At 71.3% G+C, this 15,312-nt stretch carries 13 protein-coding genes; 11 read left to right on the forward strand and 2 right to left on the reverse strand.

Features of this window, described 5'->3' with window-relative positions; genetic code table 11:
• Nucleotides 1-5: 5 nt before the first annotated feature.
• The 10 genes from AB4K12_RS27990 to AB4K12_RS28035 all read left to right on the forward strand — a co-directional run bounded on the left by AB4K12_RS27990 (nucleotide 6) and on the right by AB4K12_RS28035 (nucleotide 11,163).
• Nucleotides 6-377 carry a DUF6415 family natural product biosynthesis protein gene (locus tag AB4K12_RS27990; RefSeq protein WP_368437216.1) on the forward strand — a complete coding sequence of 124 codons (372 nt, stop codon included), beginning with the start codon at nucleotides 6-8 and terminating at the stop codon, nucleotides 375-377.
• Complete coding sequence (locus AB4K12_RS27995) at nucleotides 377-577, forward strand: DUF6302 family protein (protein WP_368437324.1); 201 nt, start codon at nucleotides 377-379, stop codon at nucleotides 575-577. Before AB4K12_RS27990 ends, AB4K12_RS27995 begins: the two co-directional genes overlap by 1 nt.
• Nucleotides 571-1,230: a hypothetical protein gene (locus AB4K12_RS28000; RefSeq protein ID WP_368437218.1), complete on the forward strand. Its 660-nt coding sequence runs from the start codon at nucleotides 571-573 to the stop codon at nucleotides 1,228-1,230. Before AB4K12_RS27995 ends, AB4K12_RS28000 begins: the two co-directional genes overlap by 7 nt.
• A 597-nt stretch (nucleotides 1,231-1,827) precedes the next feature.
• Nucleotides 1,828-1,980 carry an FxLD family lanthipeptide gene (fxlA, locus tag AB4K12_RS28005; protein WP_368437220.1) on the forward strand — a complete coding sequence of 51 codons (153 nt, stop codon included), beginning with the start codon at nucleotides 1,828-1,830 and terminating at the stop codon, nucleotides 1,978-1,980.
• A gap of 209 nt (nucleotides 1,981-2,189) precedes the next feature.
• Nucleotides 2,190-5,153, forward strand: coding sequence for a lantibiotic dehydratase (locus tag AB4K12_RS28010; protein ID WP_368437222.1), 2,964 nt, complete (start codon nucleotides 2,190-2,192; stop codon nucleotides 5,151-5,153).
• On the forward strand, nucleotides 5,150-6,424 hold the full coding sequence (locus tag AB4K12_RS28015) for a lanthionine synthetase C family protein (RefSeq protein WP_368437224.1): 1,275 nt from the start codon (nucleotides 5,150-5,152) through the stop codon (nucleotides 6,422-6,424). The genes AB4K12_RS28010 and AB4K12_RS28015 overlap by 4 nt, the downstream gene beginning before the upstream one ends.
• Nucleotides 6,425-6,453: 29 nt before the next feature.
• Nucleotides 6,454-8,538 carry a methyltransferase, FxLD system gene (gene fxlM / locus AB4K12_RS28020; protein WP_368437226.1) on the forward strand — a complete coding sequence of 695 codons (2,085 nt, stop codon included), beginning with the start codon at nucleotides 6,454-6,456 and terminating at the stop codon, nucleotides 8,536-8,538.
• Between the two features lie 89 nt (nucleotides 8,539-8,627).
• Nucleotides 8,628-9,743 carry a hypothetical protein gene (locus AB4K12_RS28025; RefSeq protein ID WP_368437228.1) on the forward strand — a complete coding sequence of 372 codons (1,116 nt, stop codon included), beginning with the start codon at nucleotides 8,628-8,630 and terminating at the stop codon, nucleotides 9,741-9,743.
• Nucleotides 9,744-10,288: 545 nt separating this feature from the next.
• The gene (locus AB4K12_RS28030; protein ID WP_368437230.1) at nucleotides 10,289-10,516 is read left to right on the forward strand and encodes a hypothetical protein; all 228 of its coding nucleotides are present in this window, start codon (nucleotides 10,289-10,291) and stop codon (nucleotides 10,514-10,516) included.
• Nucleotides 10,516-11,163: a hypothetical protein gene (locus tag AB4K12_RS28035; protein ID WP_368437231.1), complete on the forward strand. Its 648-nt coding sequence runs from the start codon at nucleotides 10,516-10,518 to the stop codon at nucleotides 11,161-11,163. The genes AB4K12_RS28030 and AB4K12_RS28035 overlap by 1 nt, the downstream gene beginning before the upstream one ends.
• Before the next feature lie 1,561 nt (nucleotides 11,164-12,724).
• On the opposite strand, the gene AB4K12_RS28040 is transcribed toward AB4K12_RS28035, so the two are convergent.
• Entirely contained in the window at nucleotides 12,725-13,804 is a 1,080-nt protein-coding gene (locus AB4K12_RS28040) for a type III polyketide synthase (RefSeq protein WP_368437233.1), read from the reverse strand.
• Nucleotides 13,805-14,049: 245 nt separating this feature from the next.
• On the opposite strand from AB4K12_RS28040, the gene AB4K12_RS28045 reads away from it, so the two are divergent.
• Nucleotides 14,050-14,592 carry a hypothetical protein gene (locus AB4K12_RS28045; protein ID WP_368437235.1) on the forward strand — a complete coding sequence of 181 codons (543 nt, stop codon included), beginning with the start codon at nucleotides 14,050-14,052 and terminating at the stop codon, nucleotides 14,590-14,592.
• Nucleotides 14,593-14,866: 274 nt separating this feature from the next.
• On the opposite strand, the gene AB4K12_RS28050 is transcribed toward AB4K12_RS28045, so the two are convergent.
• Nucleotides 14,867-15,232, reverse strand: a complete 366-nt coding sequence (locus tag AB4K12_RS28050; RefSeq protein ID WP_368437237.1) for a hypothetical protein — start codon at nucleotides 15,230-15,232, stop codon at nucleotides 14,867-14,869.
• Nucleotides 15,233-15,312: the final 80 nt, after the last annotated feature.

Genomic DNA, 15,312 nt, shown 5'->3' on the forward strand with positions numbered 1-15,312 from the left:
GATGGATGCCGCTGACGAGGGAAAACGTGGCCTACGTCCTGGAGAGCATGCGGCGCTGGAAGCCGCTCTCCGTAGAGGGCGCCTTCGAGGACCTGAACGAGCTCCTCGGCGAGCAGACGCCACAGCCCGAGCGCTTCGACGAGCTTGCCGAGCGTCTGCGCGGCCATCTGATGCAGCTCGTCAATATCGCCCTGGCCGACCTCTCGGGCAACGAGGGCCCGACAGACCCCCTCATCGAACGGGCCCGCGCACAGCGCTCCCAGGAACTCCCCGGCGACGACCGAAGGGCACTGGGACACCTCCGCCGGCTGGCCAGAACCACCGCTGAGCTCCTGGAACTGCTGATCGAGACGAGGAAGATCAAGGACACTGCATGATGCCGCCCCACTACCCGCCACTCCCTGTCGCCGTCCTGCCCCCGCAGTCCGCCAACGACTACGAGGCGTATCGGAACCGCCTCGTCGACCTCTCGGTGCTGGAACTGAGCCTTGCCATCCATGTGTTCCGTGTGCCCCTTCTGGCCGTTGCCGCAGGAGGACCGCGCCGGGGCGGGGCGTTGGTGAGGTCGGCATGCTGAGTCGTAGGGGCCTGGTCCCTTACATCGCAACGTGGAGCGAAGAGCAGCCCATCCGCGCGGTCATCATCGCCAACCCCCGCCAGCCCGGCATTGCCTTTGTCAACGAGAACCCTCAGGATCGCGACACTTTCGGGGTGCTGTGGGGGACCAACAGCATCGGCTGGGGAAAGGGCAGTCCGCAACTGGGCCACGTCCATCCGCAACGACAGCGTCGCGCCATGAACAACCTGCTGTGTCAGGTCTGCGCCGGTCCCGCTGATGAGAGGTTCGAAAAGGACAAGAAAAACAAGGATGGCGTGGGCGTGCTGTGGCTACTGGACGGCGACGTCCCGGAGCCGGAGGGCGAAATCACGTCACACCCTCCGGTGTGCGTACCCTGCGCTCGCCTATCGGTCCGGCACTGCCCGCAACTTCGTAAGGGCTACACAGCTGTGCGGGTGCAGGCCCCCACCATCGACGGCGTGTACGGCAGGCTCTACCACCCTGCCCATCCATCGCCCGTCGCAGGCAAGAAGGGCTACGTGCACTACACAAACCCCGACGTCCGTTGGGTGCTCGCCGCGCAGCTCTTCGTCACGCTGCATAACTGCACAGTCGTAAACCTGGATGAACTCGCCCATAACGCGGACATGCACGTTCCCTCCCTCACCTGACGAGGATGAGGAAGTGAGCCGACAGCTGCCTGCCGCACCCCCTTCGGGAGGTCCACGTGACTGAGCCACACGTAGTCCGGACCACTGTCTGCCTTGCAAGCGATCAAGTGGCGGCAGCCGACCGAGACGCCTTCCTTCTCCGAAGCGCCCCAGCACCTGCTCGCCCGCCGCCCCGCTGACCTGCCCCCCCCTTGGGCCTGTAGCCCCCGTCTCAAGCCCTGGAGGGCGGCTCCCCGGCCGGCCCGCCGCCGTGGCAGCGGTGGTTGGGCCAGCCTCCGGGGGAGCGCTGTTTCATGCGGCGGGACAGCGCTCTCCCGGCCCCTGGAGTTCCACGGGCTCTCCCGTTATGAGGACGGCAGGGTCCGGGACGACTGGGCCGCAAGGACGCTTCGAGGCACTTGCGGCCCGTCCAATCTTCGAGGTTCCCGGTCGGCCAAGCGGCCTACGAGCATGGCAACCGGCCGGGACCTTGAAGAGCGCACCCCGGGAGTACGCGCGTTCTACACTCCCGGGCATCGAACTCCTGGCCCAGACAGCACGCCGAGCCGGGCCAGGTGCGCAAAGCACATCCAACTACTGCAGAGCAGGAGGACAGAGATGAACGCGAGCGTACCGAACAACCCGGACGCGTCGAGCGGCTTCGACCTGGACGTCACCACGGTGGAGGTCGCCGACCCGGCCAGCCTGGTGGGCGTCACCGATGACGGCTGCGGCGCCACCTGCGGCGCCTGCGTCACCGGCGTCCACTAACCGCTCCCGCCACGAAGTGGCCGGTGCCGCCGTGGGGATTGCCCTGCGGCGGCACCGGCCGCACCGGTTCCGCTCCACGCACCACGGAGGTGAGCGTGCTCGCGTACCGATCAGGAAGCGCTGCCCTTGTACGTGCCGTCGCCAGCCCGGCATCTGCTGTCCCGCCGTGGCCGGACCTGACGGATCCGACGCCCCAGGGCGTCGCGTCCATGACCAGTTGGCTCCGGGCTGTGTGGCAGCACGACGGACTTGCGGAAGGCATCCGGCACGCCAGCCCCGCGCTCGCCGAGCGGGTACAGACGCTCTGCTCGGCCGGAGATCCTGCTCAGCGTGATGTCCGGCGCGCGGTACTGTCCGTGATTCGCTACCTGCTGCGCGCGGCGAACCGCGCCACGCCGTTCGGTCTGTTCGCTGGCGTCACCACTGCCGTCTTCGACACGGAGCCGGTTGCGCGGTGGGGGGTGGATCACCGGGCCGTGGTGCGGGCCAGCCCGGAGTGGCTCTCGGAGGTGGCCGCCCGCCTGGAGGGCTGCCCGCAGCTGCTGGCGCGGCTGCCGGTGGTCGTCAACAGCACGCTGGTGATCCGCGGTGACCGGCTGATCGTGCCGTACCAGCCGCAGGTGCGCGAGGGGGGAACCGGGGCTGTGGAGGTCGCGCTGCGCCATACCGCGCCCGTGCGCATGGCGGTGATGGCGGCTTGCAGCCCGGTGCCCTTCGCCGACTTGGAGGCGAAGCTGCTGGCCGGCTTCCCCGAGGCGGGGGTGGAGAGGGTGGCCGGGCTGCTGAGGGAGCTGGTCGTCCGGCGCGTACTGCTGAGCGCGCTGCACGCTCCCAGCACGCAGACCGCTCCCCTGGAACATCTGGTGGCGCAGCTGGATGCGGTCGGAGCTGACGAGGTCGGTGAGGTCGCCGAGCTGGTGGGTGAGTTACGGAGCATCCGGACGGACCTGGTGCGCTGCACGGCTCGCCCCGTCGGTGCGGCCCGAGTTGCCCGGGCAGCGGCGGCCGCGCGGATGCAGCAGCTCATGCCCTCTCGCCGGCATCCCTTCGCGGTGGATCTGCGGCTCGACGCGTCGCTGCGCCTGCCCCACGAGGTGGCGCGCGAAGTAGAGCGCGCGGCCTCGGCTCTGGCCCGCGTGAGTGCCGCGCCGTACGGAGCGGCGGCGTGGAAGGCCTACCACCAGCGGTTCTACGAGCGTTTCGGCCTGGGCTCGATGGTGCCCGTCCTGGACGTCGTGGCGGACAGCGGCATCGGGTTCCCTGACGGCTATCCCGGCTCGGTGGCCCCGGAGCGTCACGCGCCGGTGTCGAGCCGCGACGAGGCCCTGGTCCGTCTCGCGCAGCGCGCGGTACTCGACGGAGAGGAGGAGGTCGTGCTCGATGAGGGGCTGCTGGCGTCCTTGGAGCTCGGGCCGGTGCGCACTCCGCCGCACCTGGAGGTGGGGGTCCGTGTGCACGCAGCCAGCACGGCGACGTTGAAGAAGGGGGATTTCCTGCTGGAGGTGGTGAGTGTCTCCCGGGGTGCTGGGGTGAGCAGCGGCCGGTTCCTGAGCGTGCTGGACGCCCGGGGGCGCGCGGCCCTGGCGCAAGAGCTTGCGGATCTCCCGGCTGCCGATCGTTTCACGGTGCCGGCGCAGATCTCCTTCCCCCCGCTGGATCCGGGCACGGCCCATGTGGCGCGGGCCCCGCAGGTTCTGCCGCTGGTGATCAGTCTGGAGGAGCATCGCGCGCCCGGCGAGGGTCTGCTGACGGTGGAGGATCTGGCGGTGGGCTGCGACGGGCGCCGGATGTACCTGGCGGCGCCGGGGCGCGGCCACCGGGTGGAGGCGGTGGGGATGCACGCGTTGAACCTGCACACGCACACACCGCCGCTCGCCCGGTTCCTGATCGAGCTCAGCCGCGCCTCGTGCTCGGCGGTGACGGTGTTCGACTGGGGCGACGCGGCACGCACGATGCCGTTCCTGCCGCGGCTGCGCTGGGGCCGTACGGTGCTCTCCCCCGCGCGGTGGCGCCTGGAGCCGGCCGAGCTGCCCGCCCGCTCCTGCCCCTGGGCCGAGTGGGACGAGGCCCTGGCCGTCTGGAGAGCCCGGCGCCGCCTGCCGCGCACGGTGTACCTGACGGAGGGGGACCAGTTGCTCGCGCTGGATCTGGGCGAGGCCGGCCAGCGGGTGGTGCTGCGTGCCCATCTCGACCGGGGGGCGCCGCTGGTGCTGACCGAGGCGCGCCGCGAGGCCGGGTGGTGCGGGGGCCGGGCGCACGAGGTGATCGTCCCGCTCAAGGCGGTTGCCGCACCGGCGTGGCCGCGCCTGCCCCGGCCCTCCACAGCGCGGATCATGGCGCGGGGCCACGGGCTGGTGCCGGCCGCGTCCCGTGTGCTGCTTGCCGGCCTGTACGGGGATATCCGCCGCCAGGACACCGTCTTGACGGAGCACCTGCCAGTGCTGCTGGAACGGCTGGGAGGCCCGCGGTGGTGGTACGTACGGTTCCGCGACCCGGACCAGCAGCTGCGTCTGCGTATCGCGCTGAGCAGCAGCGAGGAGTTCGGGCCGACAGCGGCGGCCGTGAGCACGTGGGCGGAGGAGCTGCATCACTTAGGCCTGCTGCGCGAGGTGCGGTATCCCACTTCGTACCCGGAGACGGGCCGGTGGGGATCCGCAGCAGCCTGGGACGCCGCCGAGGACGTCTTTCGTGCTGACTCGCGTGCCCTGCTCGCCCAGCTCAGGCAGCCCCTCCGCCCGCACCGGCGGGCGCTGGTCGCCGCGCACACCGTCGCTATCGCCTGTGCCTTTAGGGGCGGTACGGCGGCGGGGATGAGCTGGCTGATCGACCGCATTCCTGCCACGGCGCCGGAGCCGGTGCCCCGCCGGCAGTTCACCGAGGCCGTACGGCTCGCCGACCCGCGCCACGAGTGGAAGGCCTTGCGTTCGGTCCCGGGCGGCGACGTCATCGTTGCTGCGTGGGCGGAGCGCGATGCGCTGCTGTCCGCCTACCGCAGCCACTTCCCCAGTCCGGACACCCACGGCATCGACCCCGATGCCGTGCTGGACTCCCTCCTGCACACGCACTTCGTGCGCGCCGTCGCTGTGGACTTTCCCGAGGAGGCCATCGGTCTGTACCTCGCCCGGGCCGCGGCCCTGGCCTGGACGGCTCGCACCACTGGCAGGCCCACGTGAGCGCGCACCCGGCCTTCAGCCTCGCCTGCAGTATCAGCGACCGTCTGGCCCATCCCGATGACGCACCGAGCGGGCCCAGCAGCACCGGCTGGTGGCGGCAGTCTCTCGCCCACGGCGTCCCCGGCATCGCCCTGCTGCACATCGAACTCGCCGCGGCCGACCTGCGATCCTGGCAGCGCGTCCACAACTGGCTCGCCGCCGCCGCTCAGGCCCCGGTCACCGGCGGGCCCGATAGCCACCCCTACTACGGCGCGCCGGCCCTCGCACACGTCCTGGCGCTCGCCGCCGAGCACCGGCCTGGCGCCTACGACCGCGCCCTTCGGTCTCTGGACCGGCAGATCCTCGCCGACGTGCACCGCCGCGTGGCGGCAGCGTACCGCCGCATCGACCGCGGCGAACTCCCGGCCCTCGCCGAGTTCGACACGATCCGCGGCCTGACCGGCTACGGCGCCTACCTCCTGCGCCGGGACCCGGACGGGGACAGCATCCGCAGCATCATCGAGTACCTGGTATGCCTGGCCCAACCCGTCAGCACGCGGGAGGGGCCGCTGCCCGGCTGGTGGACCCTGAGCGGCCCCTCCGGCCGAGGCGACGAGCAGTTCCCCGGCGGCCACGCCAACCTCGGCGTCGCGCACGGCATCGCCGGACCCTTGAGCCTGCTCGCTCTCGCCGCCCTGCGGGGCACCACGGTCGACGGGCAGCTCGAGGCCATCGGCAGCATCTGCGACTCGTTCGACCTGTGGCGCACCGACACCGGGTACGGGCCCGCCTGGCCGTACTGCGTCACCCGGAGCGAATGGCGCAGCGGCCGCCTGGCACCGTCCGTACCAAGGCGCCCGTCGTGGTGTTACGGCACGGCCGGCCTCGCGCGCGCACAGCAGCTCGCCGCGCTGGCCCTGGCGGACACCGGCCGCCGGCTCGCCGCGGAAACCGCGCTGGCCCGTGCGCTCGCCGACGGCCCCCAGCTCGCCGCGACCGCCGACCCCTCCCTCTGTCACGGCTTCGCCGGTCTCGCCCACATCGCCGCCCGCGCAGCCGACGACGCCCTCCCGGAAACTGCCCGGGAACTGCGCACGCTGCTGCCCGCCCTCCTGAACGCCGTGCATCCCCGCGGCGCCGACCCCCACCGCGCCACCGCCTCGCTGATGGATGCGGCCGACCGCGGCCCCGGCCTTCTCGATGGCGCGGCCGGAATCGCGCTCGCTGTCCTCGCGCCGAGCGCCACCGGATCGCCCCGCACCGCCTGGGACGCCTGCCTGCTCCTGTCCTGACCCCCTTGTTGCTTTTTGAGGACACCCGGATGCCTACCGACTGGCAGCAGCTCAACATCACCTTCGCCGACCGTGCCACCGCCCAGCACGTCATCGCCTCGGCCCTCACCCCCGCCCTGCTCGCCGCCGAAACCAGCGGCCTGCACAGCTGGTGGTTCATGAACAAGCAGCCCTGGCCCCTGCGCTACCAGCACCACACCCCCGGCGCTCTCGCCCTCCACGGCCTCTTGGACCAGCTGGCGGCCACCGGCCAGATCATCACCTGGACGCACGCGATCTACGAGCCGGAGAGGCACGCCTTCGGCGGCGACACGGCCATGGACGCAGCCCACGCGCTCTTCCACCACGACAGCCGGCATCTGCTCACCTACGCCCCCTCTCCAGCCGCCCGGCACCTCGGCCGCCGGGAGACCTCGATGGTGCTGTGCACCGCGATGATGCGCGCCGCCGGCCTGGACTGGTACGAGCAGGGCGACGTGTGGGCCACGGTCGCCGAGCACCGGCCCCACCCGCACCCCCTTCCTCCCCGGAAAGCTGCCGCGCTGACCCAGTCCGTACGGACCCTGATGAGCGCCAGCATCCCGGCGCTGTGTGATCCGGCGGCCGGCGGCCCCCTCGCCGGAGCGTGGATCGCAGCGTTCGAGGAGGCCGGGAAAGCCCTGGGACATCTCGCGCGCACCGGCCATCTCACCCGCGGGCTCCGCGCAGTCCTGGCCCACCATCTGCTCTTCCACTTCAACCGCGCGGGCCTGTCTCTGCAGGACCAAAGCACCTTGTCAGCACTAGCGAAAGTAGCCGTCATGGGAACGAGTGACAGCGCCCCGTCAGCCCCCACCACCCGCCCCGCCCGCACTAGCGTCGGCCCGGTGAACAGCGACACCATCGACACCACCGACGCCGCCGCCGAACGCCTGCGCCACGCCCTCGTTGACCAGATCAAGGCCCAGGGCGGCGCGCGCCTGCCCCGCACCGAAGCCGCCATGCGCACCGTCCGCCGCGACCTCTTCGTCCCCGAGGTGCCCCTGGAGGCCGCCTACGCCAACAGGCCGGTGGACATCAAGTACGACACCGACGGCACATCAATCTCCTGCGCCTCCCAGCCGGGCGTCGTCGCCCTCATGCTGGACCAGCTCGACGCCCAGCCAGGTGAGCACGTCCTCGAACTCGGCGCCGGCACCGGCTACAACGCCGCCCTCCTCGGCCACCTCGTCGGCGAGAAGGGGCACGTCACCACCCTCGACGTCGACGACGACCTGGTCGAAGGCGCCCGCGCGCACCTTGCCGCAGCCGGCGCCACCAACGTCGAGGTACTCACCCGCGACGGCGCCCTCGGCCACGCTCACGGAGCGCCGTATCACCGGATCATCGCCACCGTCGGCGCGCACGGCATCCCCCACGCCTGGCTCGACCAGCTCGCCCCCGGCGGCCGGCTCGTCACCCCGCAGCGCCTCAAGGGCAGCGTCTCGCGCTCCATCGTCTACGAGAGCCGCGAGGGCCGGTGGATCTCCCTCGGCTCCCAGATGAACACCTTCATGCCGCTGCGCCGGGGCATCGCCGACGACGACCGCCGCGTCATCCCCCTCAGCACGGACGGCACCGTGCGCCTCCAGGCACCGGCGGGGCAGAACATCGACGCCGACACCCTGGCCGGCGTGCTGGACCAGCCACGCACCGAAGAGTGGACCGGAGTGACGGTCCGCGCCGTGGAGTCCCCCGAGTGGATGGAGCTCTATGTCTCCTGCAGCGTGCCCTCCGGCCTGATCCGCATGCTGTTCCCACACCAGGCCAAGGGCACCCTCCTCACCAACGACCCCTATCCCTCCTCGACTGCGGCCGTCGACAAGGGCGCCGTCACCTACCTCGCCCGCCGCCTGGCCGACCGGACCACGCCCGAAGGCGACAAACTCTGGGAGTTCGGCGTGATCGGTCACGGACCGGGCGGCGAGGAACTCGCCGCTACGGTCGCCGACGCCGTCCAGACCTGGGACCACCACTACCGCAACCGCGAGGCCACCTTCGAGATCCAGGACCTCGACGCCCCCGCCATCGAGCCGCGGCCCGGCCGGTTCACCCTGGAAACACCTCTCAACCGGATCGTCGTCGACTGGCACTGAACGACGCCCACACCACGCCGGTGCCCGTCAGCCGCTGCGCCGACGGGCACCGCCGTTCCCGGCCCCTGCCACCGTCCCCTGGGGGAACCATGGATCCGCACGGCCCGACAGCCCGACGCTTCCCGCTCGTCGCCCGCTTCCGCCCCGCCTGCCTCCCCCTGCCCGAACGCGTCGCCGCTCTGATCGACCTGGCCGACACCGCCGCCCGCAAAACCGACCAAGGACTCGCCTCCGCGGTCTACAACCAGACCGCACTCCTCGCCTCCGACGTGGGCCTGCCCAACCTGGCCCGCGCGATGTGCCACCAGCACGCCGCCGCATACCTCCACGCCTGCCCCCTGCCGAGCAAGAGCGCGATCCGCGCCCTGGAACCCGTCGTCAACCTCGCCCGCCTCCAGATCCGCGCCGGCCGCGAAGACGACGGCCTCCACCGCCTCCGCACCCTGTACAACGCCGTCAGCACCGGCGCCTCCGCCCGCTTCGAAGACATCACCGTGCCCGCCCACCTCACCACTGACCGGGAAGGCCGGCAGGAGATCCGCGCCTGGCTGTGGCGCGTCCTCCTCGCCGACGGCACCCGCGCCCTGACCACCACCGGCCGCTGGACGGACGCCCTCACCCACCTTGAAGAGCACCACGGCATCGGACAGCGCATGCTCGACGGCCGCCAGGTCGCCGTCCTCGCCGCCCTCACCTCCAGCGACACCACCACGGCCAGCACCCTCCTGAGGGAAACCGCCCCCGGAGACCCCTGGGAGCACATCGTGACCAACTGCCTGACCGTGCTGTACCGCCGCGATGCCGGGCTACTGGCTGACGACTACCTTGCAGACCTGGCGGGCTCGTACCTCGGCCACGCCGCCGAGCCGGGCCTAACCGTCTTCGATATCCGACTCGGCCTCTCGGTGCTGGACGTGGTGAGCCCTGCTGACCGCCCCGCCGCAGGGCGCCTCGTGCACGACTTGGCCCGTCGGACCGCGGAAGCCCACGACGGATACGCAGCGCGCGAGATACTGACGCACCCGACGTTCACCATGCTCGCCACGGACCGACAGACACAGGAATGCAGGCACCTGGTCCAAGCCTGTTCCCTCGGCACGGAGGACATCCCCGACCGGCTGCACAACGACCTCATAGCCGCGCTGGAGACCAGTGCCCGAGTGATCCGAGACAGCTTCGCCGAGGGAGAGGCCCCTTGGCAGTAACTGCGACAAATTCGGTCTGTGAAACGTCTCTCAAAGTGCAGGCGTGGCCCAGGCCGGGTGCCACCGCTCACACCAGGGAGATTGCCGAGTGACGGTCACGAGCGATTCTCGCCCCATGTCTACTGAACCGATCCGTAAGCACCGCTGGGTGGTCGCCGCGACGATCGTGGTCGACGAGGATGTTGCCCGTATCGCGGACTTCCGCGGTAGCTGATGAGGCCTGGCGCGACCGCGACCACCGCGGTGTTCTGTGGGTCCGCTACTCCCAGGCCCTTGGAGAGGATGGCCGGCCCTGCGGCGCTCCCCAGTGGAGTGACGTCCATCCGTGGCGGCAGCGCGAGATGATGCTGCGCCTTCGCTGCCAGGTCTGTGCTGGACCCACCAAGACTGCCCGCGGCTACCTCTTCCTCTCCGGTTCACGCAACGGCACGGCTTCCCCGCGATGGCCCGAGGGAGCGCTGCAGGCGCAGCCTCCGCTGTGTCTGGAGCACGCGCGTCTTTCCGTGCGCTCGTGCGGGTTTCTCACGAGGGCCGGGCATGTCGCCATGCTGGTCGAGCGTCCTCAGCTGTTCGGCGTCATCGGGACCTGGTTCCAGGTGACCAAGCGCGGCCTGGTCGACGTGGAGGTGGAGGACCCCAAAGAGCCCGTGTCATACAAGCACCCCAATCTCCGGTGGTTCCTCGCCTCTCAGCTCGTGCGCGTGCTACGAGATGTGACGATCGTCGACCTCGACGAACTCGAGCTCGCCGAGGCCGGGCCGGTGACCGGCTGATGCGGTGGGACAAGCGCAGTGGGGTGCCCTTCATCACCGCGTGGAGCCTGGAGCAGCCGCCCGAGGACGACTGGCTCGTGGCCCACCCCAATGGGTTCGTCGCGTACCACGATGAAAAGCCGCATTACCGTGACGAGGAGATGGTGCTGTGGGTCGCCTGCCGGATGCTCCAGGGACATGGAGAGCCGGAGCTGGGCCGGGTCCATCCCCGGCGGCAGAAGGCCGCCATGGAGGAACGGCTCTGCCAGATGTGCGCTGAGCCCGCCGACCAGAACGAGCAGGGAGTGCTGTGGCTGCTCGACGGCGACATGCCCCGCGAAGGCGCATGGACGGCCGAGCCGCCCGTCTGCCGCGCCTGCGTTCCAAGAGTCGTCTGCGCCTGCCCCGCACTGCGCCGGAGCTTCACGGTGTTGCGGGTGAAGCACCCGGTCGTCGAGGGCGTCCACGGTCGGCTCTACCAGCCGGCTCCCGGCGGTGGCCTCGTGCCCGGGAAGAAGAGGTTTCTGCGGTATGGCGATCCCTTGACGGCCTGGATGGTCGCCGGGCAGCTGTACTCGGCCCTGCACGGCCTGACCCAAGTGGCGCTCGAAGAACTCGCTTCCGACGACGAGCACCTGAACACCGCTTGCGGAGCGCCGTCGAGCTGACCGTTCTGCAAGCGGTACTCCTCCACAACCCCCTAGACGCCCCGGGCTGCGCGTGGCCAAGGATCGGCAGGAAGGCCGCGTGCCAGCGGGATTGTGCGGCTGGCGTGGCCGAAGGGAGGCAGACCGGTGGCGAAGAAGAAGTCCGTGCCGACGCTCACGCCGTTCAGGGCCGATGCGATCGCGGTGTCCATGCCAGACGCCCCGGCGACGGACGGATCATGCACTACGTGCCGGGCATGAAGGTGACCCAGCCCTACCGGCAACAGTTCTGGGCAGCGGTCCACGCCGACGCGATCGATCCGGAGCAGGAGGCGTGGTGCCTGGTGTGGATGGACCACCCTCCCGCGTCCGCTCATCCCGACGCGATGGCGGCCACTGCCGCGGCCTGCGATCAGTACCAGGGTGGGAGAAGGCGGTGTACGGCCAGAGCCCGGGCCCGAAGTACTCCGCCGCCAGCAGCCCTTCCTCCCCCGGATCGCGGCGGCCGATCAGCACCCCCACCGGCGGTCAGAAGGGATGGATGAGCCGACGCCCGCGCTGAGGTGCCGAGCGTGCCGGGGCGAAGAAGGCGGCGCAGCAGTTCGGCCAGACGGCGTGACCTGTGTGAGCCACACACGGTGTTTTCACAGGTGACGGTGTTGGGGTGGGAGTCTGTCAGCTGTGAGAGTGGCGTGTCGTCGTCCCTGGATTGAGCTGGCTCGAGCTCAGCGTCGCCAGACGAACGCCCTTCGCCGGGCGCGGGCCGAGCGGGCCAGTCTGCCTCCCTCCGCAGTGTCCCGGCCGGCGGGCCGTACAGCATGAGCTCAAACGCACAGTGGCGTAGCTTCCGGTCTGAGCAGCCACTCGCGCAGGGCAGGGGCGACGGGATAACGTGGTGCAAAGTCCACAGCAGCACTGCGTGACAGTCGGGCTGTGGGGCCGCTGAGTGCCGGACCGGAAACCGGTGCTCGCATAGCGGCCTGAAGAAGGCCCCCACCGATGGCCGGAAATCCGTCGGCGAGGGCCAACCGCATGGTGACGGTTTTCGACCGTCAGCCCTCAATGTCTCTGAGGACTGGCGGTCACCGTCCGGTGGACCACCCCCAAAGCTCCCGAATCACAGCTGCGATCCGTTCGCGAAGCAGCCTCCTGCGGTGACGCCCCATCGGCGCCCCCCTTCCAGACGAGGCAGCCGTGAATCCCGATCGACTGCCGCCATCTGGAATCGGGCCGGGCCCCGAGGGCCGGGGTCCGGAACGTCCATGGAAGGGGGGCGCGTTGAAGCGCTGACGCCGACCCTATACCTGGGCCATGGGCAGATCAGGCGGTCTTCCGGGAAAGGCGAACCCCGCCTTGCGGCACTCCGCAGGCCCACACGCCGGGGCTCGGGGAACTGCGAGGCCGATCCCGTGGATGGCCGCAGCTCGCGCAGGGTGCGCATGGGCGGTGGTTCAGGCATGGGGCGGTGTTCGGCGGACGGCGCAGTCACGGTGACGGCCTCCTTCGTGAGGGAACCGACGCTACTCGGTGAGCCGGGACCCGCGCGGCCCGTTCCGGGCCGCGCCCTTCAACCTGGTACCCGTCACCAGGACAGGAGCAGCAGTTCGCTCGTGAGGCCCGGCCCAAGGGCGAGGAGGAGGCCGGCGGAGCCCGTGGCGGGCGGTGCGGCGAGGGTCCTGCGGAGGACGTCGAGCACCGAGGCGGAGGACACGTTGCCGTACTCGGCCAGCGAGTCCCGGGAACGCGCGAGCGCCCCGGGCGGCAGAGCGAGGCCGCGGTCCAGGGCCTCCATGATCTTCGGGCCGCCGGGGTGGCAGACCCAGGCGGCGACGTCCTGCGTGCTCAGCCCGTGGCCCGCGAGGAAGTCGTGGACCTCGCCGGGGAGGTGCTTCTCGGCGAAGCCGGGGACCTCGGGGGAGAGGAAGGCGGCGAAGCCGCCGTTGCCCACGCGCATGCCCATGAGGTGCTCGGTCCCCGGATGCAGTCGGCTGCGGGCCGCCACCAGCGCCGGGCCTGCCGCCTCCCGGGCCCGGCGGGCGCCGAGGACCACGACGGCGGCGGCCGCGTCGCCGAACAGGCTGGTGGCGACGAGGTTGGCGACGGACGTGTCCGCGTACTGGAAGTTCAGCGAACACAGCTCGACGGAGACCAGCACGGCCACGTCGTCGGGCCGGCCCCTCAGGTAGTCGTGCACCCGCGACAGACCGGCGGCACCTCCCGCGCAGCCGAGACCGAGCAGCGGCATGCGGGCCACGTGAGCGGGCAGGCCGGCCCGCTGGATGAGCTCGGCGTCGAAGGACGGGACGCAGACCCCGGTGGTGGTCGTGGTGATGACGGCCCCGACCTCGCCGGGCCGCACGCCCGCCGCGGCCAGGGCCTGTTCGAGGGCGTCGAGGCCGACCCGGCGGGCGGTGGCGGTCCACGTCTCGTTGTACTCGGTGAACGTGCGCGGCCGGCGGTACTCGGCCAGGGGCAGGGACAGGTTGCGGTACGCGATGCCCGTGTGCGCGGCGATGCCGGTGAACTGCCGGCGCACGACCGCATCGGCGGAGAGGAACGCCTCGGCGAACACGGTGGCGATGTCCCCCTGACGGTGCCGGTGCGGGGGCGCTGACACCGCCACGGAGGCCACCCGGGGAGCCACCGGGCTCATGTCGCTCATCAGGCCTCCCAAGGGCGGTCGCGCCGGCGACCGCGTCTGCTCGGTACGGGACAGCCCACGGTGACGCGGGCCCGGCCCGTCCGGCAGGGCGTGAAGCCGGGCGTGAGAGCGCGTCATGCGGCGTGGAGGGTCTGCGGTGCTTTCGGAGGCCAGGGGAAGGCGATGGAACCCCGGGCGCGCGGGGTAGCCAAGTGGCCGTCAGCCGCGCCGTGGCCGGCGCACGTGCAGGAAACGAAGGAGTACCCATGGTCGGCAAGCGTGGCGCCGGGATCGCTCTGTCCTCCCTCGCCCTGGTCGCTGCGAGCGCCGGAGCACCGGCGGCCCAGGCCCATGATGGTGGCCATGGCCATGGTCATGCCGTGGACTGCTCGGGCCGGGAGGACATCACCTACACCCCCGGGCTCGGCCTCTCCAGCAGCCCCTCGACCGTCAGCGTCGACGGCACGTACCACTGCGCGGACGGCCCGGGCCACCTGGTCACGGCCACGTACCACACCGAGGGCACCACCGGAGGCAGTTGCCTGCTCCTCGCCGGGAACCGGTCGGAGGAGACCCTGCACTACGCGGACGGCGGCACGACCGTCATCGCGTACCGCTCCGGTCCCTCCGTCCGGCTCGTGGGCGTCAACACCGCGGTGCTCGACGGCGTGGTCGTCGCCGGACGCGGCAAGGGGTCGGTCGCCGAGAAGACCATCCACACGCTGCCCGCCGGCCTGCCGACCGACTGCGTGCTCGCCGACGGCATCAAGCACACGATCGCCTTCACGCACCTGAGCGTCCACCCGTGAGTAGGTTCGGGGACTGGCGCGGTGGCTTCCGCTCCGTTTCCAGTCCCCGCCGCTTCAAGCCGTACGTGCGGTTCTCCCACATACGGCTTTCCGACATCGATCACCGACTGGCATGCGCCGTCGCCCGGGAGTGGGAGCGAACAGCCCACGCGGCCGCGGCCACCGCCGATGCGGTCCGTTAGGCCATGCCATGCGAGGGCTGCGGGCAGGGCCGGGCAGCCGCCCGAATCGGTTCCCGGCCCACTGGCACCGGCGTACTCGACCGGCCATGCCCTCAGCGTATGCCGGGCCGCCCGTCCTGCTCCGGCTCCCGCTCGGCGTCCAGGACGGCGGCGCAGGTCGCGGCCGGGTCGCCGGCGTGGGTGATCGCCTGCTCGTGGGGGGCCGGGGGTTCGAAGCGGGCGAAGAAGTCGTCCAGCGCGGCGGCGGTCACGATGAGGGCGTTGGCGTCCGCGCGCTGGTTCCGGTCGGCCAGGCGCCGCAGGAGTTCACCGCGGTCGACTGGTAGATAGACCAGCCGCCACCGGCCGCCTGCGGCCTCGACCAGCCGCCAGTGGGCCAGGCGGTCGTCCGGGGCGACGCGGTCGAGCATCAGCCCGCCCACCACCTGCCGCCCCGCTTCCTCCGCCGTGGCGATCACCTCGGGCAGTGAGGCGGGGTAGGTGTGGAGCTCGTCGGAGTCGGCCAGCAGGTACCAGCCGGGCCCCGCTCTTGGCAGCG

Origin of the sequence: Streptomyces sp. C36, from assembly GCF_040932295.1 — a bacterium.
Classification (GTDB): domain Bacteria; phylum Actinomycetota; class Actinomycetes; order Streptomycetales; family Streptomycetaceae; genus Streptomyces; species Streptomyces triculaminicus.